We start from the raw sequence: 19,850 nt of genomic DNA on the forward strand, positions 1-19,850 counted from the left end.
ACCGACGACCGGCGCCTCAGCGCCCCGCGTAGTCGATGAGGCCCTTGTTGATGTCGGGAATCTTGCGGGAGAGGCGGTAGACGCCGCCGCCCTCGCGGGTCTTGGAGGCGTCGGTATTGCCCTCGATGGTGTCGATCAGGCCGCCATTGACGCGCTCGATCAGGCCTGTGTGGCCGGCACCGCCGCCGAAGTCCATGATGAAGATCATGCCGGGCCGCAGCAGGCCGGGATCGGCCACCGCCTGGAAGCGCTGGATGCGGCGCGCGCCGGCGCCGGGGGCTCCGGCCCAATGCGCCAGGCAACCGGCGGTCCTGAACATCGGGTTGGCGCGGCCCATGGACTTGGCGGCCTCGTCGAAGCACCAGTAGACGAAGGCGCAGCACCAGGCGAAGCCCGGCCCCAGGCCGACGCGGGCCAGGTAGCGCTCGACCGCGGGGCCGCGATTGGAGTTGGGCGGCAGCTCGCGGATGCCCTTGTCGCACTCGGTGCCGGCGATGGCCAGCACGCGGGCCAGCAGCGCATCGCTGGTGCTGGCCGCGACGGGCACCGTTGCCGGCCCGAACAATATGGCCCAGGTGATGGAACCGACCTCGCCGTCGGCCTTCAGCGGCCGGCCCTCGGCATCGACATGGCGGGCCTGGAACAGCTGCACGGCCTGCTTCATGTTCGGCCCGAAGTTCGGGTTGCCGGTGTCCAGCGGCGGCATGCTCTCGCCCTGCAGCGCCAGCGCGCGGTTGAGCTGCTGCTTCAGCGCCCTGACGATCTGCGCGTCCGGCTCGCCCTGCTTGATGATGCGGCCCGGGTAGTCCATGCGCGGTCTCCGGTGGTGGTGTGCGCATGCTAGGCCGCGAGGGCGCGCGCGCCATCCACCAAGCTAGGGAACCCGATGCGTCAATGGAAGTCCCGGCTGGGCGTCAGGATCGGGCCCAGCAGGTGCGACAGGTCGGCGAAGCGCTGGGCCAGCAGGTGCGAGACGCCGTTCTTTTCCTTCTGCCAGCGCCCCTGCACGGCCAGCAGGCGCGCGTTGATGATGGTGGAGCGATGCTGCAGATAGACGTCGCGCCAGACGATCACCTGCACATTGCCGCTCTCGTCCTCCAGCGAGACGAAGATCGTGCCCTTGGCGGTCTGCGGGCGCTGGCGCACGGTGACGATGCCGCAGGTGCGGGCCGTTCGGCCGCTGGGCCAGTCCGCCAGTTCTGCCGAACTCTTGAGACCGCGCCGGGCGAGCTGTGGCCGCAGCAGGGCCAGCGGATGGCGGCGCAGGGTCAGGCCGGTGGCCGCATAGTCCCAGCGCACCTCCTCGCCCTCGGGCGCGGCCGGCAGCTCCAGCGCGGGCTCGGGCGCCGCGGCCGCGCGCAAGAGCGGCGGCAGCTTCTGCCAGGCGGTGGCCTGCCAGACCTGCTGGCGGCGATGTCCGGCCAGCGACAGCAGCGCGTCGGCGGCGGCCAGCTGCTGCATCTCGCGCTGCTCCAGCGCGGCGCGCAGGGCCAGGTCTTGCGCGTCGGCAAAGGGCGCCGCCGCGCGCGCCGCGACGATGCGCTCGGCGGCCTCGGTGGACAGTCCCGACACCAGGCGCAGGCCCAGGCGCACGGCCAGGCCCTTCGCGCTGGCGGGGCTGGGCTCCAGCGTGCTGTCCAGCTCGCTCGCGCTCACGTCGGCCGGCCGCACCTCGACGCCGTGGCGGCGCGCGTCCTGCACCAGCTGGCTGGGCGTGTAGAAGCCCAGCGGCTGCGAGTTCAGGAGCGCGCAGAGAAAGAGGCCGGGCTCGTGGCATTTGATCCACGAGGACACATAGGTCAGCAGCGCGAAGCTGGCGGCGTGGGATTCTGGGAAGCCGTAGGAGGAGAAGCCCTTGATCTGGCTGAAGATGGATTCTGCGAACTCTGGCGTGTAGCCGCGCTTGTGCATGCCGTCGAGAATCCTCCTGTGGAAGTCCTGCAGCAAGCCGGGCCGCTTCCATGAAGCCATCGCACGCCGCAACTCGTCGGCCTCATCCGCGCTGAAGCCGGCCGCGATCATCGAGACCTGCATCACCTGCTCCTGAAAGATCGGTACGCCGAGCGTGCGCTCGAGTGCCGGCTTCAAGGCCTCGCTCGGATAGCGCACCATGTCCTTTGGCAGCTTGCGGTTCTTCAGATAGGGGTGGACCATGCCGCCCTCGATCGGGCCGGGCCGCACGATCGCGACCTCGATCACCAGGTCGTAATAGTTCTCCGGCCGCAGGCGCGGCAGCATCGACATCTGCGCGCGGCTCTCGATCTGGAACACGCCGACGGTATCGGCCTCGCAGATCATCTTGTAGGTGGGCTTGTCGCCCTCGGGGATGCTGGCCAGCTCGTAGTCCAGGCCGCGCCACTGGCGGTAGAAGTCGAAGCAGCGCCGCAGGCAGGACAGCATGCCTAAAGCGAGCACGTCAACCTTCATCAGCCGCAGTGATTCCAGATCATCCTTGTCCCACTCGATGACCGTGCGGTCCGCCATCGCCGCCTTCTCGATCGGCACCAGCCGGTCCAGCGGCCCCTGGGTCAGCACGAAGCCGCCGACATGCTGGCTCAGGTGGCGCGGCATGCCCATCAGCTGGCGCGAGAGCTGAACCAGCTGGCGCAAGGTCTGTTCGCTCTCGTCCAGACCCAGTTCGGCGCAGAGCTGGCCTAAGCGTTCGTCCGGCAGCGATTCCTCGGACCAGCCATGGTGATCCAGCGTCAGCCGTTCCAGCAGGGCCTCGTCCATGCCCAGCGCCTTGCCGACATCGCGGATCGCGCTCTTGGCGCGGTAGCTGATCACGGTGGCGGCCAGCGCGGCCCGGTCGCGGCCGTATTTGCGGTAGAGATGCTGGATCACTTCCTCGCGGCGTTCATGCTCGAAGTCCACATCGATATCGGGCGGTTCGTTGCGCTCGCGGCTGATGAAGCGTTCGAACAGCAGGGTGCTGCGGCCCGGGTCGACGGCCGTGATGTGCAGGCAGTAGCAGACCACGCTGTTGGCGGCCGAGCCGCGGCCCTGGCAGAGAATCTTGATCGAGCGCGCGTAGTCGACGATGTCGGCCACGGTCAGGAAATAATGCTCGTACTTCAGCTCCTCGATCAGCGTCAACTCGTAGTCGATCCGCTCGCGCCATTGCGCGGGCACACCTTGCGGCCAGCGCTTGGCCATGCCCGCGTAGGTACGTTTACGAAGATGGCTAGAGGGCGTCTCGCCCCTGGGGACGACCTCGTTGGGGTATTGGTACTTGATCTCGTCGAGCGAGAACGTGCAGCCCCCCATCAGGACCAGGGTCTGCGCCAGCAGATCCTCCGGATACAGCTGCGCCAGCCGCAGCCGGCTGCGCAGATGGCGCTCGGCATTGGGCTGCAGGTCCATGCCGCAGTCGCGCACCGGCTTGGCGAGGCGCGTGGCGGTCATCACGTCCTGCAGCGGCTTGCGCGAGCGCAGATGCATGTGCACGTCGCCGCAGGCCAGCAGTGGCAGGGCCGTGGTCTCGGCCACCGCGCGCAGGCGCTGCAGCCACAGCTCGTCGCCTGTTTCTCGCAGCAGCTCGACGCCGATCCAGGCCTGGCCCGGATGATGGCGCAAGAGCCATAGCGCGGGTGCGAGCAGCTCGGCATCGCTGGCCTCGCGGCGCGGCAGCAGGATCAGCTGACAGCCGGCGAGGCGCCCGGGCTGCAGCTGCGCGCGCCGCAGCCGGTACCGGCCCTTGGTCTCGCTCTCGCGCCGCAACCCGGTGATGAACTGGCACAGATTGCCGTAGCCCTCCAGATGCCGGGCGATCGCGACCAGCTTGAAGTCGGGCTCGCCCATCAGGTCGTCGCGCACCAGGAATTCGGCGCCGATCAGCAGCTTCGGCAGGGTGATGTTCAGCCCCTGTTCCTCGGCGCGGGTCCGCATGCGCTTGAGCTGGGTATAGGCCCGCACCACACCGGCCAGCGAGCATTCGTCGGTGATCGCGATGCCCGCATAGCCCAGCTTGCAGGCCCGCTCGACCAGTTCCTCGGGATTGGAAGCGCCGCGCAGGAAGCTGAAGTTGCTGAGGCAGTGCAGCTCCGCGTAATCCGGAATCATGCAAACACCCCATGCAGGAACCAGCCCGATTCGTCCGGTGCCGACAGGCGCTGCTGGTAGATCCACAGCAGTCCGGCCTGCGGGCTCAGGGCCAGCACATAGTCGCGCTGCACCACGCCCGGCCCTGCGCTTTGCTGCCACCAGCCGCCCTCGATGCGCTGCGGCCGGGTCAGCAGTTGCAGCGGCTTGCCCAGATAACGCGGCTGGCTGCCGCGCATCTCCAGCCGCTGCGGCGGCTCCAGCAGCCAGGCGGGCTGCGGGGACAGCGGCGCGCGCGCCGCGGCGGGCCGGGCCGGGCCGGGCCAGGGGGCCCAGCGCTGCATGCATTCCAGCCTGTGGTCCTCCAGCGGCAGACCGGCGCGTACCCGCTCGGGCCCTAGGCGCACGGCCAGGCGCTCCAACAGACGCGGCAGCGGCTCGGTGGCCTCATCCGGTGAACTCGGCAGCAGGCTGGCCGCCTGCTCGGTTTTTCGCACCACCTCGTCGGCGCGCAAGCTCAGTTCGCCCACCGGCGCGGCCAGTTCCAGGCGTGCCAGATGCTCGCCCAGCAGCCGGCTCAGATGGCGCAGGTCGCGCGTGGCGTCGGCGGTGCCGAACTGCAGCGCGCCGTCCAGGCTCACATCGCGGCCGCGCATCGCATCGTGCTGCCAGGCCAGGGTCAGCTGCTTGACGCCGGCATGGCGCGCGGCCAGCCAGCCGCACAGCTGGCGCAGCAGGCTCTCGGCGTAGTGCAGGAGCGCCGGCGCATGCTCGATGCGGAAGGGCAGTTCCAGCCGCGCCTCGAAGCGCTCCGGCGCCTGCAGCCAGACATGGGCCTCGGGCGCGCAGCCATAGGCCCGGTCCAGCGCGCCCAGCAGTGCGTCGCCGAAGCGCCGCGCCAGCGCGGCGCGCGGCAGCGCGCGCACCTGACCCAGACGCCGGCAGCCCAGGCGCGCCAGCATCGCCTCATGGGCCTGGACGGCGCTCAGGGCCGCCAGCGGCTGCGCATCGAGCAACTCGTTCAGCGGGGCACTCAGCCCGTCGTGCTGTCCGGCGCGCGCCAGCGCCAGCGCCGCGAGGCTGGTCGGTGCCCAGGCCATGCCGGTGAGCCCGAGATCGCGCGCTTCGCGCCACAGCCGCCGGTGCAGCCGGCGGGCGCCGCCGAACAGGCGCAGGCTGGCCGCCACCTCCAGCACGACGGCCTCCTCCAGCCGCGCCACCCGCGGCGAGAACTGCAGCGCCCACCAGCCCAGGGCGCGCAGGCTGGCCTCCCGGGCCGCGGCGGCGCCGGGGCTGCCATCAGGCGCCGACACGCTGCCGAGCAGGGCGAGCCAATGCTGCATCACGGGGCTCCTTTTGCGGCTTCTCTTGCGGCGCCTCTTGCACCAGGGACGTGGGTCGCGGCGTCTGCAGCAAGCGCGCGGCCAGCACCGGGGCCAGGGCCGGCGGCACGGCCTGCAGCAGCAGGGCCTCGTCCAGCGCCGGGCCGCGGCGCTTCAGCACCTCGACGCGCAGGCCCCAGGCGTCCTGCGGCCGCACGGCCAGGCGCAGCGGCGCGGCCGAGGCCTGCCGCTGCAGGGCCGCCTCGGGCCGGAAGACGAACACGGGCGCCTGCATGCCCAGGGCGCAGGCCTGCAGCCGGCGCAGCTGTTCGGGCCGGGCCTGCGGCAGCCAGGCCATCACGGCGCCGGCGGCATTGGCCTTCAGCACCTGCTCCAGGGCCCACAGGCCTTGCGTCGGGCTGGCGGGGGCCAGCCAGACCACCTGGCGGGCCTTGATGCCCCAGGCCGCCAGGCCCGGCAGATGCGGCGTGAACGGCGGCCCCAGCAGCAGCAGCGAGCGGCCGCCGGCCAGCAGCGGTGCCAGAGCCGGCCCCACCAGTCGCCATTCGCAGACGCCGGCCTGCGGCTGCAGGATCTCGCTGAGCGCGCGGCCGGGCCAGCCGCCTCCGGGCAGGGCCGCGTCCAGCGCCGCAAAGCCGGTGGCAAAACCGGGGCCGTGGCCATGGGCCAGTTCCGAGCCGCGCCACAGCGCCTGTCCCAGCGGGCCGCTGAGCAGGGGGGCGGCGGCCGGGGACGACCGGACCTGCCGGGGTGAGGCTGCGGCATCCATCATGGCAAGGCGTGGAAAGGTGGGCGGAGAGGCGGCGAGCTATGAAACTGTATTTTTATACAGTATACGAGGAAGCCATTCCAGCCAAGCGGGCGACGCTTACCCGAGCGGCGCGTGCAGGTTTTCGCGCTTTCGGGCTCGGTGCGTGCGAGCCAAGGGCGCCGCGGCCGAACGAAGGGCGGCAACGTCTCGATACTTGAGATATAAGGTCAAACCCTTACATTTGATGCAGAAATCGGAGCCTGACCTCAATGCCCGAGCGAGAGGATCTGCTGTTGTCATCGACGCCGCTGGAGACTGCGCGCCTGTTGCTGCGTGCCCCTCGCGAAGAGGACCTGGACGCGATCTACGCGCTGCATGCCGATCCGGTGACCAACCGCTTCAGCCCCGGCGGGCCGCTGCATTCGCCCGCGGCCGCGGCCGAACTGCTGCAGGGCTGGCTGGTGCATTGGCGGGCCCAGAACTTCGGCTACTGGGCCATCGCACTGCGCGAGCAGCCAGAGGAACTGATCGGCCTGGGCGGCATCATGCATAGGCCCGTGGCGGGCCAGCCGGGCCTGTACCTGTATTTCCGTTTCCGGCCCCAGCATTGGGGCCAGGGTTATGCGTCGGAGATGTCGCAGGCCGCGCTGGCGCTGGCCTTCGAGCGGCTGCAGGCGGCCTCGGTGCAGGCGGTGGTGCAGCCGGCCAACACGCCGTCGCGCAAGACCCTGGACCGCCTGGGCCTGCTGCTGAAGGGTTCGCTGGCCGATGTGCCAGGCCAGGCGCCCAGCCTGCACTATGAGATCACCGCGGCGCGCTGGGCCGCGCTGCCGAGGACGCCCGCGGAACCGACGCCCTTCGGCGCCTGATGATCCCATGGTGCCGAAGGCGCCATGGGATCAGGTGCATTTCCAAGCGAGCGACGCCGATCCGGCTCCGCCGGGCGGCCGTCGCTGCCCCCTTGAGGGGGCCGGCGCAGCCGGTAGGGGGTGGTTCAGTCCTTGGGCTTGTAGGCCACCACGTCGATTTCGACCTTGGCGTCCACCATCAGGCGGGCCTCGGTGGTGGAGCGGGCGGGCTTGCCGTTGGGGAAGTAGCTCATGTAGACGCGGTTGAAGGCGCCGAAGTCGCGCGCGTCGTCCAGCCACACCGTGCTCTTGCAGACATCGTCCAGCGTGCAGCCGGCCAGCGCCAGCACGGTCTTCAGATTGGCCATCACCTGATGGGTCTGAGCCTCGATGCCGCCGGCGATGATCTCGCCCTGCGCATTGGCCGGTACCTGGCCGGACACATAGACGAAATCGCCGGCCCGCACGGCGGGCGAGAAGGGGCGGGCTTGCTGGTCGGAGGCCACGGGCGGGGCACCCAGGTATTCCAGAGGCATGGTGAGGTCCTTGCGGTTGATGGCTTGTGGCTGAAATTGTATTTCAGTGATTTGCGCTTGATACCGGGTTTTCTCTAGGTTTGAAACGCGAAAAACCGCATATCGTTCATTTCGCTGAAACTATTTTTCATGCGGAGAACGTCAACATGCGCATCGCAGCAGCATCCCCAGCCGCCTCGTCTTCTTTGGTCAAGCGCCGCCAGCTTCTGCGCCAGACGATGGCCCTGACCGCCCTGATCGGCGGCCTCCAGGCGCTGCCGCTGCAGGCCCAGCCGGGCGCCGCGAGCAGCCATGCGACGCTGGCCATGGTGGGCGAGCCCCAGACCCTGGACCCGATGGCGTCCACGGCCGATCTGGTGGGCACCATCATGCAGCATGTGTTCGAGCCGCTCTACACCTTCGACGCCAAGTGGCAGCTCACCCCGATGCTGGCCGAGGCCCTGCCCAAGGTTTCGGCCGACGGCAAGACCTACCGCATCGCACTGCGCAAGGGAGTCAAGCTGCATTCGGGCCGCGAGCTGAACGCCGAGGACGTGGTGGCCAGCCTGCAGCGCTGGATGGACAACGCGCCGCGCGGCAAGGCGGTGGCCAAGGAACTGCTCGGCCTGAAGGCGTTGAGCCCGCTGGAGATCGAGCTGACCCTGAAGAATCCCTATGCGCCGCTGGTCGCGCAACTGGCCCTGCCCACCGGCATGGCCGCCATCATGGCCAAGGAGGCGATCGCGCTGCCTCTGAAGGATTTCGTCGGCACCGGGCCCTACCGCTTCAAGGAGCGCCGCCCCGACCAATACGTGCTCTTGAGCCGCTTCGATCAGTACAGCGCCCGCAAGGAGCCGGCCAGCGGCTATGGCGGCCGTCGCGAGGCCCTGATCCAGGAGCTGCGCTTCGTGCCGGTGCCCAATGCCAACACCCGGGTCGAGGGCGCGCTGGCCGGCCAGTACCACTATGCGGATCTGCTGCCGGTCGAGGCGATGGCGCGGCTGGACAAGGCCCAGGGCAAGACCGTGGCCCTGATGACGCCGTCCTTCGGCTTCCCCTACATCGTCTTCAACACCAAGGAGGGCGTGCTGGCCAACCAGGCGCTGCGCCAGGCGGTGCAGACCGCGATGGGCAGCGGCGAGATGCTGGCCGCCGGCTTCGGCGACACGCGCTTCTTCAGCGCCGAGGCGAATCACTTCCCGAAGGGCTCGCCGTTCTACTCGACCGCCGGCGCCGAGCAGTACAACCAGCGCAATGCCGCGAAAGCGAAGGCCATGGCCGAGAAGGCCGGCTACAAGGGCGAGACCATACGCGTGCTGACCAGCCGCCAGTACGACTTCCACTACAACATGGCCCTCTTGATGGCCGAGCAGTTCAAGCGTGCCGGCCTGAAGGCGGAGCTCAACGTGGTCGACTGGGCCACCCTGGTGCAGCGCCGCGGCGAAGCCAAGCTGTGGGACCTCTACATCACGCATTCGGGCCAGTTCCCCGAGCCGATGCTGTCGCCGCCGCAACTGGGCGACGGCGCGCCCGGCTGGTGGAGCAGCCCGGCCAAGACCGCGGCGCTGGAGGCCTTCAACCGCGAGGCCGACCCGGTCAAGCGCGGCGCGCTGTGGGGCAAGGTCCAGCAGGTGGTCTACGACGAGGTGCCCTATGTCAACGTCGGCAAGTTCGCCGGCCTGTCGGCGCGCAGCCCGGCGCTGACGAACTACCAGCCTGCGGCCTGGCCCTTCTTCTGGAACGCCAGCATCAAGAACTGAGCCTGCGATGCTGAAGTACCTGCTCTCCCGCCTGGGCGGCATGGCGCTGGTGATGGCCATCGTCGCCGTGCTGGTGTTCCTGCTGACGCGCGCCGCGCCCGGCGACCCGGTGGCCGTGCTACTGGGCGACCAGGCCACGCCGGCCGATATCGCCCGGGTGCGCGTGCAGTACGGGCTGGACCAGCCGCTGCCGCTGCAGTTCGGCTACTGGCTGCGCGAGCTGGCCCAGGGCAATCTGGGCGACTCGATCTTTCTGCAGCGCCCGGTCACGCAGGCGCTGTGGGAGCGCGCCGAGCCGACCTTTCTGCTGGCCCTGCTGGCGGTGGGCATCGCGGCGCTGATCGGCGTGCCCTGCGGCGTCTTGTCGGCGGTGTTCCGCGGCCGCTTCGTCGACCAGTTCTTCACCGGCCTGGCGATGCTGGGCGCCAGCATCCCGAGCTTCTGGATGGGCCTGGTGCTGATCCAGATCTTTGCGGTCGGCTTCGGCTGGTTCCCGGTCTCGGGCTATGGCGAACCCGGTGCGCCCTTGATCGAGCGCCTGCACACGCTGGTGTTGCCGGCCCTGGTCTTGGGTTTGCTCAACTCGGCCCTGATCATCCGCTTCACGCGCGCCTCGATGCTGGACGTGCTGGGCGAGGACTATGTGCGCACCGCCCGCTCCAAGGGCCTGCCCGAGAGCCGGGTGGTGTTCAAGCATGCGCTGCGCAATGCGCTGGTGCCCATCGTCACGGTGCTGGGCCTGACCGTCGCGCTGATGATCGGCGGCGCCGTGATCACCGAGACGGTGTTCGGCCTGCCCGGCGTCGGCAACCTGGTCGTCAACGCGGTACTGCGGCGCGACTACCCGGTGATCCAGGGCGCGCTGCTGGTGATCGCGGCCATCTATGTGCTGATCAATTTCTTCATCGACCTGCTCTACATGGTCGTCGACCCGCGGGTGAAGGTATAGACATGAAGCCCCCACGCTCACTTCGTTCACTGCCCCCCGAGGGGGCGCGGCTTCCCTTGGGGCGGCCCGGCGGGAAGCCATGAAAGTTCCACTCGCTCTCAAACAATTGGTGCGGCGTCGCATCGTGCTGGTCGCGATGATCGTGCTGGCGCTGATCTCGGTGCTGGCGCTGGGCGCCGAGGTCTTCGGCCGCTTCGATCCGAACGACACCGCGGTGCTGGAGCGCCTGCGTGGCCCCGGAAGCGCGCATTGGCTGGGCACCGACGAGCTGGGCCGCGACGTCTATGCCCGCATCGTCCATGGCGGCCGCTACTCGCTGATGATCGCCGCCGGCACCGCGCTCGGCGCGGTGCTGATGGGCACCTTGCTGGGCCTGGTGGCCGGCTTCTTCAAGCGCCTGGACGGCCCGCTGATGCGCCTGGTGGACGCGATGATGTCCTTCCCCGACATCCTGCTGGCGATCGCGCTGGTGGCCATCCTCGGGCCCTCGATGTTCAACGTCGTGCTGGCCCTGGTGCTGGTCTACACGCCGCGCGTCGCGCGGGTGGTGCGGGCCTCGACCTTGGTGCTGCGCGAGCTGCTCTTCGTCGAGGCGGCGCGCGCGGTCGGTGTCGGCACCTGGCGCATCCTGTGGCGCCATATCCTTCCCAACCTGCTGTCGCCGGTGCTGGTGCAGCTGTCCTTCATCTTCGCCTACGCGATCCTGGCCGAGGCCGGCCTGTCCTTCCTGGGCGTCGGCGTGCCGCCCGAGATCCCGACCTGGGGCACGATGGTGGCGGGCAGCCAGAGCTATGCGCACAAGGCCTTCTGGGTCGTGCTGTTCCCGGGCCTGGCCATCATCTTCACCGCGCTGTCCTTGCAGCTGGTGGGTGACGGCGTGCGCGATCTGCTGGATCCCAAACTCAAGAAGTCCATGAAATGAGCGCGATCCAAGAACCCCTCTTGAACGTCCAGGGCCTGGGCACGGCCTTCCCGACCCATGACGGCCTGGTGCGCGCGGTAGCCGATGTCAGCTTCAGCGTGCAGCCCGGCCGCACCACGGCCCTGGTCGGCGAGTCGGGCTCCGGCAAGTCGGTCACCAGCCTGACCCTGATGGGCCTGCTGCCCAAGGATTGCGATGCGCGCATCAGCGGCCGCGCCGAGTTCCGGTGCCGCGATGGCCGCCAGGTGGACCTGCTGAGCCTGCCGGCCAGGCAGGCGAGGGCGCTGCGCGGCAACGAGATTGCGATGATCTTCCAGGAGCCGATGACCAGCCTGAACCCGGTGCTGACGATCGGCGAGCAGATCGCCGAGAGCCTGCGCCTGCACAAGGGCCTGGACCGCGCCGCGGCGCTGGCGGCCGCCAAGCGCATGCTGGAGCTGGTCGAGATCCCGGCCGCCGGCCAGCGCCTGCACGAGTACCCGCACCAGCTGTCCGGCGGCATGCGCCAGCGCGTGATGATCGCGCTGGCGATGGCCTGCGAGCCGCGCCTCTTGATTGCCGACGAGCCGACCACCGCGCTGGACGTGACGATACAGGCGCAGATCCTGGCGCTGATGGGCCGGCTGCAGCGCGAGACCGGCATGAGCATGCTCTTCATCACCCACAACCTGGGTGTCGTGGCCCACCATGCGGACGAGGTCGTGGTGATGTATGCGGGCCGCGTGGTCGAGAGTGCACCGGTGCGGCCGCTGTTCGCCGCGCCGCGCCACCCCTACACGCAGGGCCTGTTGAACTGCCTGCCGGCCAAGGCGCGCAAGCCGGGTGAACCCCGGCCCAAGCGCCTGTTCGCGATCCGTGGCCAGGTGGCCAGCCCGCTGGCGCCGCCGCCGGGCTGCGCCTTCGAGCCACGCTGCGACCAGGCCGAGGCGCGCTGCCGCGAGGCGATGCCGGCGCTGATCGGCCAGGCCGAGCGCCAGGTGCGCTGCATCCATGTCGAGGAGATGGTGTGATGGCACCGGAGCAAGTGCAGGAACAACAAGCCCTGATCGAGGTGCGCCATCTGAAGCGCTACTTCGGCGACCTGAACAGGAAGCCGGTGCGCGCGGTCGACGATGTCAGCTTCGCGATCCGCCCCGGCGAGACCCTGGGCCTGGTCGGCGAATCGGGCTCCGGCAAGAGCACCTTGGGCCGCAGCGTGCTGCGCCTGATCGAGCCGAGTGCCGGCCAGGTGCTGTACCGCGGCGAGGACATCGCCCAGGCCAGCGCCAAGCGCATGCGCGAGCTGCGCCGCAAGCTGCAGATCATCTTCCAGGATCCCTATGCCAGCCTGAACCCGAAGATGCGCATCGCCGACATCCTGGGCGAGGCGCTGGACACCCATGGCCTGGCCAAGGGCCGCGAGGCGCGGGCGGCGCGCATCGCCGAGCTCTTGAGCCTGGTGGGCCTGCGGCCCGAGCATGGCGCGCGTTACCCGCATGAGTTCAGCGGCGGCCAGCGTCAGCGCATCGGCGTGGCGCGCGCGCTGGCGGTGGAGCCGGAGTTCATCGTCGCGGACGAGCCGCTGTCGGCGCTGGACGTGTCGATCCAGTCCCAGGTGGTGAATCTGCTGCTGGAGCTGCGCGAGCGCTTCAAGCTGACGATGCTGTTCATCTCGCATGATCTGGACGTGGTCGAGTACCTGTGCGACCGGGTCGTCGTGCTGTACCTGGGCCGCGTGATGGAGGTGGCCGAGACCGACGCGCTCTACGCGCAGCCGCTGCACCCCTACACTCGCGCGCTGCTGGCCGCCTCGCCGCAGCCCGACCCCGAGGCGCCGCACCGGCCGGTGCCGCTGCAGGGCGACATCCCCAGCCCGATCAATCCGCCCTCGGGTTGCGTGTTCCGCACCCGTTGCCCGCATGCCGAGGCGCGCTGCGCCGAGGCCCAACCCCCGTTGACCGAAGTGCGTCCCGGCCGTTTCTCGGCCTGCTGGCGCCAGGAGCTTTTCGTATGACCACGCCTGTTGTTCTGAGTGCCGCTCTGAAGGGCTTCCCGCTGACCGAGGCGCCGCTGCCGCTGGCCGAGCTGGCGGGCAAGCGATGGAATGTACTGGCCGGCGACCTGCCGCTGCCGCTGGCCGTGATCAGGCGCGAGGCGCTGGAGCACAACCTGCGCTGGATGCAGGACTATGCGCGCGGCCAGGGCGTGGCGCTGGCGCCGCATGGCAAGACGACGATGAGCCCGCAGCTGTTCAAGCGCCAGCTCGACGCCGGCGCCTGGGGTTTGAGCTTCGCGACCATCAAGCAGCTGGCGGTCGGCGTGGCCAGCGGCGTGCGCCGCGCGGTGATCGCCAACCAGGTCTGCACGGAGGCCGACCTGGCCGGGCTGGCCGGCCTGCTGAAGCAGCACGCCGATCTGCGCGTCGTGTTCCTGGTCGATTCGCTGGCCCAATGCGCGCTGATCGAGCGCTGGCAGGCACGCCGCGCCGGTGCGCCGGTGTTCGAGGTGCTGCTGGAGATCGGTCTGGAAATCGGTATGCCGGGCGGCCGTACCGGCACGCGCACGCAGGACGAGGCGCTGGCCCTGGCCGCCCATCTGCATGCCAGCCCGGCATTCCGGCTGGTGGGCATCGAATGCTACGAAGGCCTGGGCGCCACCGGCGACAGCGTGGCCGACAAGGCCTATGCCGACGCGCTGATGGCCCGGGTACAGGCGGTGGCCCGGACCTGCGCCGAGCGCGGCTGGTTCGACGCCGACGAGGTGATCGTCTCGGCCGGCGGCTCCGGCATCTTCGATCTGGTGGCCGGCGCGCTGCGACCGCGCCTGGGCGATGACCGGCCGGTGCTGGGCCTGCTGCGCTCGGGCTGCTACATCACCCATGACCATGGCCATTACAAGCGCCTGGTCAACGTGCTGGACCAGCGCTGCCGGCATGTCGACGGCCTGCAGAGCGCGCTGGAGGTCTGGGCCCTGGTGCAGTCCTGCCCCGAGCCGGGCCTGGCCATCCTGGCCGTGGGCCGGCGCGACATCTCCTTCGACATCGACCTGCCGACGCCGGTCTGGCATGCGCCGCTCGATGCCGGCGCGCCGCTGACCGCCCCGTCCGCCTGGCGCATCACCGGGTTGAACGACCAGCATGCCTATCTGCGCTGGGACCCGGCGAGCGGCGTGGGCCCGCAGGTCGGCGACCGGCTGGGCCTGGGCATCTCGCATCCCTGCACCACCTTCGACAAATGGACCTGGCTGCCGATCGTCGAGAACGACTACCGCGTCAGCGACGCGGTGCTGACTCACTTCTAACGTGAAACAACCCCTTGTCCAAGGCGTACCTTGGCCGGTCCCCCGAGGGGGCGGCGATGCTCGCGGGGAATGCCCCGCGAGCACATCGCCACGGCGGGCCGGCTTGGGAGCGGCCCGGCGCTCGGCCCGCGAATTTCATACGGCGTGGGTGCCGCGGATGGTGAATGGACAACTGACATGAGCAGCAGCAACGGCAACCACAAGGGCCTGATGGCCGCGATCGCCGAGGCGCAGGAAACGGCGCCGGCGGCGCGGCGCGCGATCTTCGCGCTGATGCTGGAGGACCCGGAGCGGGTGCTGGAGGAGAGTTTCGAGCACCTCGCTGCGCGCAGCGGCGCCTCGGTGCCGACCATCATGCGGGCCTGCCGCGACCTCGGGTTCGCGGGCCTGCGCGAGTTCAAGCTGGCGCTGGCACAAGACCTTGCGGTCGGCGGCTCGCCGCTGCACCGCCGCGTGCAGCTGGAGGACACGACCGAGCAGGTCGCGAGCAAGGTCTCGCGCAGCGCCGCCGGCACGATCGCCGGCCTGGCGCAGCAGTTCGACGCCGCTGCGCTGGACGCCGCTGCCAGCGCGATCGTCAAGGCGAACCGCGTCGACGTGCTGGCCGTCGGTGCTACCTCCAACTTCATGGCGGCCGACCTGCATGCGCGGCTGTTCCGCCTGGGCCTGGTCTCGAATGCCTGGTCGGACTTCCATTCGCAGCTGCTGGCCGCAGCCACCCAGGGACCGGGCGGCGTGGTTGTCGCGATCTCGCATGTGGGCGGCATGCCGCTGCTGCTGGAGGCCGTGACGGTGGCGCGCGCGCAGGGCGCCACCGTGATCGCGCTGACCCAGCCCGGCACCAAGCTGGCCGCCAATGCCGACATCGTGCTGGGTTTGAAGGTACCGGACGACGCGACCATGCATGTGGGCACCGAGGCCTATCTCGCGCACCTGACCGCGATCGAGGTCTTGACCGTGCTGATCGCCAAGGCGATCGGCGAGCCGGCGGTCTACCGGCTCAAGAGCGTGCGCGAGGTGCTGCAGCGCCATGGCATCGACACGCATGACCATCCACTCCTGAACTGGCAGGTGCCGCAATGAGCGGACAGCCGGTGCTGCTGCGGAGCGGCCTGATCGTCGACGGCTCCGGCGCCACGCCGGGCTGGCGCGGCGATGTCCTGCTGAAGGACGGGCGCATCGCGGCGATCGGCGAGCGCTTGCCTGCCGATGGCGAGGACGCGCGCGTGATCGACTGCGCGGGCCTGGTGGTCGCGCCCGGCTTCATCGATGTGCACACGCATGACGACGCGCTGGTGCTGGAGCAGCCGGACTGTCTGCCGAAGATCTCCCAGGGCATCACGACCGTGGTGGCCGGCAACTGCGGCATCTCGGTCGTGCCGCTGCAAACGAGCGAACCGCCGCCGCCGCTGAACCTCCTGGGCCGCACGGCCTTCCGCTTCGACAGCTTCGCGGCCTACCAGGCAGCGCTGCAAGAGGCGCGTCCCGCCGTCAACGTGGTCTCGCTGATCGGCCATACGGCGCTGCGTTTCGCGACGATGAGTGATGTGGCGCGGCCTGCCGATGCCGCCGAGCTGGCACGCATGGCCGCGCTGCTGGATGCGGCGCTGGCCGAGGGGGCGCAGGGCCTGTCGTCGGGCCTGTTCTATCAGCCCGCCGCGGCGGCACCGGCGGCCGAGGTGCTGGCGCTGGCCAAGGTCGTGGCCCGCCATGGCGGCGTCTACGCCACCCATCTGCGCGACGAGATGGCCGCCATCCTGGACGCCATGCACGAGGCCGCCGACACCGCCTTCGAGGCCGGCGTGCCGCTGATCTTCTCGCACCACAAATGCGCCGGCCCGGCCAACTGGGGCCGCACGAAGGAAACGCTGCCACTGATCGATGCCTTCGCGGCACGCCAGCCGGTGGGCCTGGATGTCTATCCCTATCTGGCCGGCTCCACGGTGCTGCGCGAGGACTTGGTGGACGGCGTGATCGAGGTGCTCTTGACCTGGTCGGATAGCCATCCCGAAATGAGCGGGCGCAGCCTGGCCGACATCGCGGCCGAGTGGGGCGTCGACCAGCAGGAGGCCTGCCGGCGCCTGCAGCCCGGCGGTGCCTGCTACTTCCAGATGCACGAGGACGATGTCGAGCGCGTGCTGGCGCACCGCCTGACGATGATCGGCTCGGACGGCCTGCCGCATGACCGCCACCCGCATCCGCGCCTGTGGGGCGCCTTCCCGCGCGTGCTGGCGCGCTACTGGCGCGAGCGGGGCCTGTTCGGCCTGGAGGAGGCGGTGCACCGGATGACGGGCTTGTCGGCGCGCCAGTTCCGGCTGAAGGAGCGCGGCGAACTGCGCGCCGGCTGGGCGGCCGATGTCACGGTCTTCGATCCGCGGCGCGTGCAGGACCTGGCCAGCTTCGAGGCGCCGCTGCGCCGCGCCGAGGGCATCGCCCATGTTTTCGTCAATGGCGAGCAGGCCTATGAGGAGGGCGCGGCGGGCACCTTGGCGCGGTCCGGGCGGGCCCTAAGGCGCGGGCTGGCCTGAGGTGGGTTCGGCGGGGAAGAAGCCGCGCAGGCCCTGCAGGTCCAGCACCCGCACGCCGCCGTATTCCACGCTGATCAGCCGCTGCGCCTGCAGGCGCTTCAGCGCCTCGTTGACCCGCTGGCGCGACAGGCCCACCAGATAGGCCAGCTCCTGCTGGGTGATGCGCAGCATGCTGCCGACGCCGGGATAGAGCTGCGGATGGAAGAGGGCGGCCAGGTTGCGGGCCACGCGCACGTCGGGGTTGCCGATGCGGTCGGTCTCGCGCGCGGCGATGAACTGGCCCAGGCGTTCGTTCAGCTGGTTCAGCACGAAGCGGTTGAAGCCGATGCTGTGCTCCAGCAGCTCGTGGAAGGTCTCCAGCGGCAGGCCCGCGACCACGCTCTTGCGCAGCACCTGGATGTTGTAGCGGTAGACCTCGCGCTTGAGCAGCGTTCCTTCGCCGAACCAGCCGCCCGGCGGCACGCCGGTGAAGGTGACGGCCTGGCCGACGGAATCGTCGTTGCTCATCTTCAGCAGCCCGTCGACCACGCCGAACCAGAAGCTGGCCGGTCGACCGATGCGGCAGACCCGCTCGCCCACCTCGGCATCGGCCACCTGCAGCTGCGCGACGGCCTGCTGGCGCTGGCCGGGCTCCAGCACCTTGAGCCAGGGAATCGCGTCCAGCTCGGTCTGGGTGGCGGCGCGCGCGCGCTGGCGCAGCGGTGTCGAACGGGACGGCGTGGAAAAGGCCAGGGAACTCATGGCGCCAAGCATGCGGACAAAGCCCTTGCCGGGGGCTTCGGGAAAGCACGCCCCCGTGCAGACCCTAGGATTGTCGTCGTAATGACAACCAAACGTCAAAGTCCGGCCTAGTATTGCTGCAACCGGGGCCCAGAGATGTCGCGACAAGGATCGACGCCAGGCCCGCTCGACCAGAGTACAGGAGACAACGGTGGCGACGTTCCCGACGACTTTTCCTCGGCTGCTGCTTGAGCATGCCGCGCAGCGCCCCGACGCGCCGGCGCTGCGCGAGAAGGAATACGGCATCTGGCAGACGCTCAGCTGGTCGCAGCTGGCGGCCTTGGTGCGCGAACTGGCCCATGGCCTGGCGCAGGCGGGGCTGCAGCGCGGCCAGCATCTGGTAGTGGTGGGCGAGAACCGGCCGCGCCTGTCGGCCGCGATGCTGGCGGCGCAGTCGCTCGGGGCCATCCCGGTGCCGCTGTACCAGGACGCGGTGGCGGCCGAGTTCGTGTTCCCGATCACCAATGCCGAGGTCGCCTTTGCCATCGTCGAGGACCAGGAGCAGGTCGACAAGCTGCTGGAGGTGCGCGAGCAATGCCCGCAACTGGCGCAGATCTGGTTCGACGATCCGCGCGGGCTGCGCAACTATGCGCAGCCCGGCCTGGCCTCGCTGGACGATCTGTGCGCGCGCGGCCGCCAGCATGCCGGCGCGCATCCGGCCTTCTTCGACGGCGCGGTGCAGGCGGGCGTGCCCGACGATGTGGCGGCGATGTTCTTCACCTCGGGGACGACCGGCAATCCGAAGGGCGTGGTGCATACGCACCGCAGCCTGATCGACCGCGCCCAGGCCGGCGCGCGCTTCGACAAGCTGAGCCATGCCGAGGAGGTGCTGGCCTATCTGCCGCCGGCCTGGGTCGGCCAGAACATCTTCAGCTATGCGCAGTGGCTGGCCTGCGGCTATGTGGTGAACTGCCCCGAGTCCGCCAGCACCGTGGCCATCGATCTGAAGGAGATCGGCCCGACCTACTACTTTGCGCCGCCGCGCGTGTTCGAGGGCCTGCTGACCCAGGTGATGATACGCATGGAGGACGCGGGCCGCTTCAAGCGCTGGCTGTTCGCGACCTGCATGGCGCTGGCGCGCAAGGTCGGCCCGGCGCTGATGGACGGCAAGCCGGTCGGCGCGCTGGATCGCTTCAGGTACGCGCTGGGCAATGTCGCGATCTACGGGCCGCTGCGCAACACCCTTGGCCTGTCGCGGGTGCGCGTGGCCTACACGGCCGGCGAGGCGATCGGCCCCGATCTGTTCAGCTTCTACCGCAGCATCGGCATCAACCTGAAGCAGCTCTACGGCTCGACCGAGACCGCGGTGTTCGTCTGCCTGCAGCCCGACCACGAGGCCAAGGCCGACACGGTCGGCGTGCCGATCGAGGGCGTGGAGATCAGGCTGGCGGACAGCGGCGAGATTCTGGTGCGCTCGCCCGGCCTGCTGAAGGGCTATTACAAGAACGAGGCGGCCACGGCCGAGGTGCTGACCGCCGAGGGCTGGTACCACACCGGCGATGCCGGCTTCATCGACGCGGGCGGCCATCTGAAGATCATCGATCGCGCCAAGGACGTCGGCCGTATCCTCGGCGGACCCAATGACGGCGCGATGTTCGCGCCCAAGTATGTCGAGAACAAGCTGAAGTTCTTCGCCCACATCAAGGAGGCGGTGGCCTTCGGGGACAAGAAGGACCGGGTCTGCGCCTTCGTCAACATCGACTTCGAGGCGGTGGGCAACTGGGCCGAGCGCCGCAACCTGCCCTATGCGGGCTACACCGACCTGGCGGGCAAGCCCGAGGTCTACGAGCTGATCCGCGACTGCCTGGAGAAGGTCAATGCCGACCTGGCCCAGGACGAACTGCTGGCCGGCAGCCAGGTCACCCGCTTCCTGATCCTGCACAAGGAACTGGACGCCGACGACGGCGAGCTGACCCGCACCCGCAAGGTGCGACGCGGCGCGATCGCCGACAAGTACGGCGTGCTGATCGATGCGCTCTATGCCGGCAAGAGCTCGCAGTTCATCGAGACGGCGGTGAAGTTCGAGGACGGCCGCAGCGGTTCGGTGTCCGCCGAGCTGAAGATCGTCGATGTCAAAACCTTTTCGGTCGCCCGGAGGGCAGCATGATGAAAAGGTTTCAGAGCAGGCTCATGT

At 69.6% G+C, this 19,850-nt stretch carries 16 protein-coding genes; 10 read left to right on the forward strand and 6 right to left on the reverse strand.

The genetic code is table 11. The features are described from left to right. Nucleotides 1-16 precede the first annotated feature (16 nt). The 4 genes from AC07OQ_RS09415 to imuA form a co-directional block, all read right to left on the reverse strand. Nucleotides 17-811, reverse strand: coding sequence for a CHAP domain-containing protein (locus AC07OQ_RS09415; protein WP_495052857.1), 795 nt, complete (start codon nucleotides 809-811; stop codon nucleotides 17-19). An 80-nt stretch (nucleotides 812-891) separates the two neighbouring features. Then, on the reverse strand, nucleotides 892-4,062 hold the full coding sequence (locus tag AC07OQ_RS09420; RefSeq protein WP_495052858.1) for an error-prone DNA polymerase: 3,171 nt from the start codon (nucleotides 4,060-4,062) through the stop codon (nucleotides 892-894). After that, a complete protein-coding gene (locus AC07OQ_RS09425) occupies nucleotides 4,059-5,384 on the reverse strand; it encodes a Y-family DNA polymerase (RefSeq protein WP_495052859.1) in 1,326 nt (441 codons plus the stop codon). The genes AC07OQ_RS09420 and AC07OQ_RS09425 overlap by 4 nt, the downstream gene beginning before the upstream one ends. Beyond that, nucleotides 5,341-6,156: a translesion DNA synthesis-associated protein ImuA gene (gene imuA / locus AC07OQ_RS09430; RefSeq protein WP_495052860.1), complete on the reverse strand. Its 816-nt coding sequence runs from the start codon at nucleotides 6,154-6,156 to the stop codon at nucleotides 5,341-5,343. Before imuA ends, AC07OQ_RS09425 begins: the two co-directional genes overlap by 44 nt. 248 nt (nucleotides 6,157-6,404) lie before the next feature. Between imuA and AC07OQ_RS09435 the strand changes: the two genes are divergently transcribed. Continuing rightward, nucleotides 6,405-7,004 carry a GNAT family N-acetyltransferase gene (locus tag AC07OQ_RS09435; protein WP_495052861.1) on the forward strand — a complete coding sequence of 200 codons (600 nt, stop codon included), beginning with the start codon at nucleotides 6,405-6,407 and terminating at the stop codon, nucleotides 7,002-7,004. A gap of 125 nt (nucleotides 7,005-7,129) precedes the next feature. Here AC07OQ_RS09435 and AC07OQ_RS09440 read toward each other — a convergent pair whose 3' ends face one another. After that, a complete protein-coding gene (locus AC07OQ_RS09440) occupies nucleotides 7,130-7,519 on the reverse strand; it encodes a RidA family protein (protein WP_495052862.1) in 390 nt (129 codons plus the stop codon). A 218-nt stretch (nucleotides 7,520-7,737) separates the two neighbouring features. On the opposite strand from AC07OQ_RS09440, the gene AC07OQ_RS09445 reads away from it, so the two are divergent. The 8 genes from AC07OQ_RS09445 to AC07OQ_RS09480 all read left to right on the forward strand — a co-directional run bounded on the left by AC07OQ_RS09445 (nucleotide 7,738) and on the right by AC07OQ_RS09480 (nucleotide 16,936). Continuing rightward, entirely contained in the window at nucleotides 7,738-9,258 is a 1,521-nt protein-coding gene (locus AC07OQ_RS09445) for an ABC transporter substrate-binding protein (protein ID WP_495052969.1), read from the forward strand. 7 nt (nucleotides 9,259-9,265) lie between these two features. Then, nucleotides 9,266-10,207: an ABC transporter permease gene (locus AC07OQ_RS09450; protein WP_495052863.1), complete on the forward strand. Its 942-nt coding sequence runs from the start codon at nucleotides 9,266-9,268 to the stop codon at nucleotides 10,205-10,207. A gap of 79 nt (nucleotides 10,208-10,286) precedes the next feature. Continuing rightward, a complete protein-coding gene (locus tag AC07OQ_RS09455; RefSeq protein ID WP_495052864.1) occupies nucleotides 10,287-11,129 on the forward strand; it encodes an ABC transporter permease in 843 nt (280 codons plus the stop codon). After that, nucleotides 11,126-12,139 carry an ABC transporter ATP-binding protein gene (locus AC07OQ_RS09460; protein ID WP_495052865.1) on the forward strand — a complete coding sequence of 338 codons (1,014 nt, stop codon included), beginning with the start codon at nucleotides 11,126-11,128 and terminating at the stop codon, nucleotides 12,137-12,139. The genes AC07OQ_RS09455 and AC07OQ_RS09460 overlap by 4 nt, the downstream gene beginning before the upstream one ends. Next, nucleotides 12,139-13,122: an ABC transporter ATP-binding protein gene (locus tag AC07OQ_RS09465; protein ID WP_495052866.1), complete on the forward strand. Its 984-nt coding sequence runs from the start codon at nucleotides 12,139-12,141 to the stop codon at nucleotides 13,120-13,122. The genes AC07OQ_RS09460 and AC07OQ_RS09465 overlap by 1 nt, the downstream gene beginning before the upstream one ends. Then, on the forward strand, nucleotides 13,119-14,408 hold the full coding sequence (locus AC07OQ_RS09470; RefSeq protein WP_495052867.1) for an alanine racemase: 1,290 nt from the start codon (nucleotides 13,119-13,121) through the stop codon (nucleotides 14,406-14,408). Before AC07OQ_RS09465 ends, AC07OQ_RS09470 begins: the two co-directional genes overlap by 4 nt. A gap of 177 nt (nucleotides 14,409-14,585) precedes the next feature. Then, nucleotides 14,586-15,491, forward strand: a complete 906-nt coding sequence (locus AC07OQ_RS09475; RefSeq protein ID WP_495052868.1) for a MurR/RpiR family transcriptional regulator — start codon at nucleotides 14,586-14,588, stop codon at nucleotides 15,489-15,491. Beyond that, a complete protein-coding gene (locus AC07OQ_RS09480; protein ID WP_495052869.1) occupies nucleotides 15,488-16,936 on the forward strand; it encodes an N-acyl-D-amino-acid deacylase family protein in 1,449 nt (482 codons plus the stop codon). Before AC07OQ_RS09475 ends, AC07OQ_RS09480 begins: the two co-directional genes overlap by 4 nt. On the opposite strand, the gene AC07OQ_RS09485 is transcribed toward AC07OQ_RS09480, so the two are convergent. After that, nucleotides 16,916-17,677, reverse strand: coding sequence for a Crp/Fnr family transcriptional regulator (locus tag AC07OQ_RS09485; RefSeq protein WP_495052870.1), 762 nt, complete (start codon nucleotides 17,675-17,677; stop codon nucleotides 16,916-16,918). The genes AC07OQ_RS09480 and AC07OQ_RS09485 overlap by 21 nt on opposite strands. A gap of 190 nt (nucleotides 17,678-17,867) precedes the next feature. Here AC07OQ_RS09485 and AC07OQ_RS09490 point away from each other — a divergent pair, with 190 nt between their 5' ends. Then, on the forward strand, nucleotides 17,868-19,823 hold the full coding sequence (locus tag AC07OQ_RS09490; RefSeq protein ID WP_495052871.1) for an AMP-dependent synthetase/ligase: 1,956 nt from the start codon (nucleotides 17,868-17,870) through the stop codon (nucleotides 19,821-19,823). Nucleotides 19,824-19,850 lie beyond the last annotated feature (27 nt).

The sequence above is a fragment of the Roseateles sp. GW821-FHT09B06 genome (assembly GCF_059418245.1).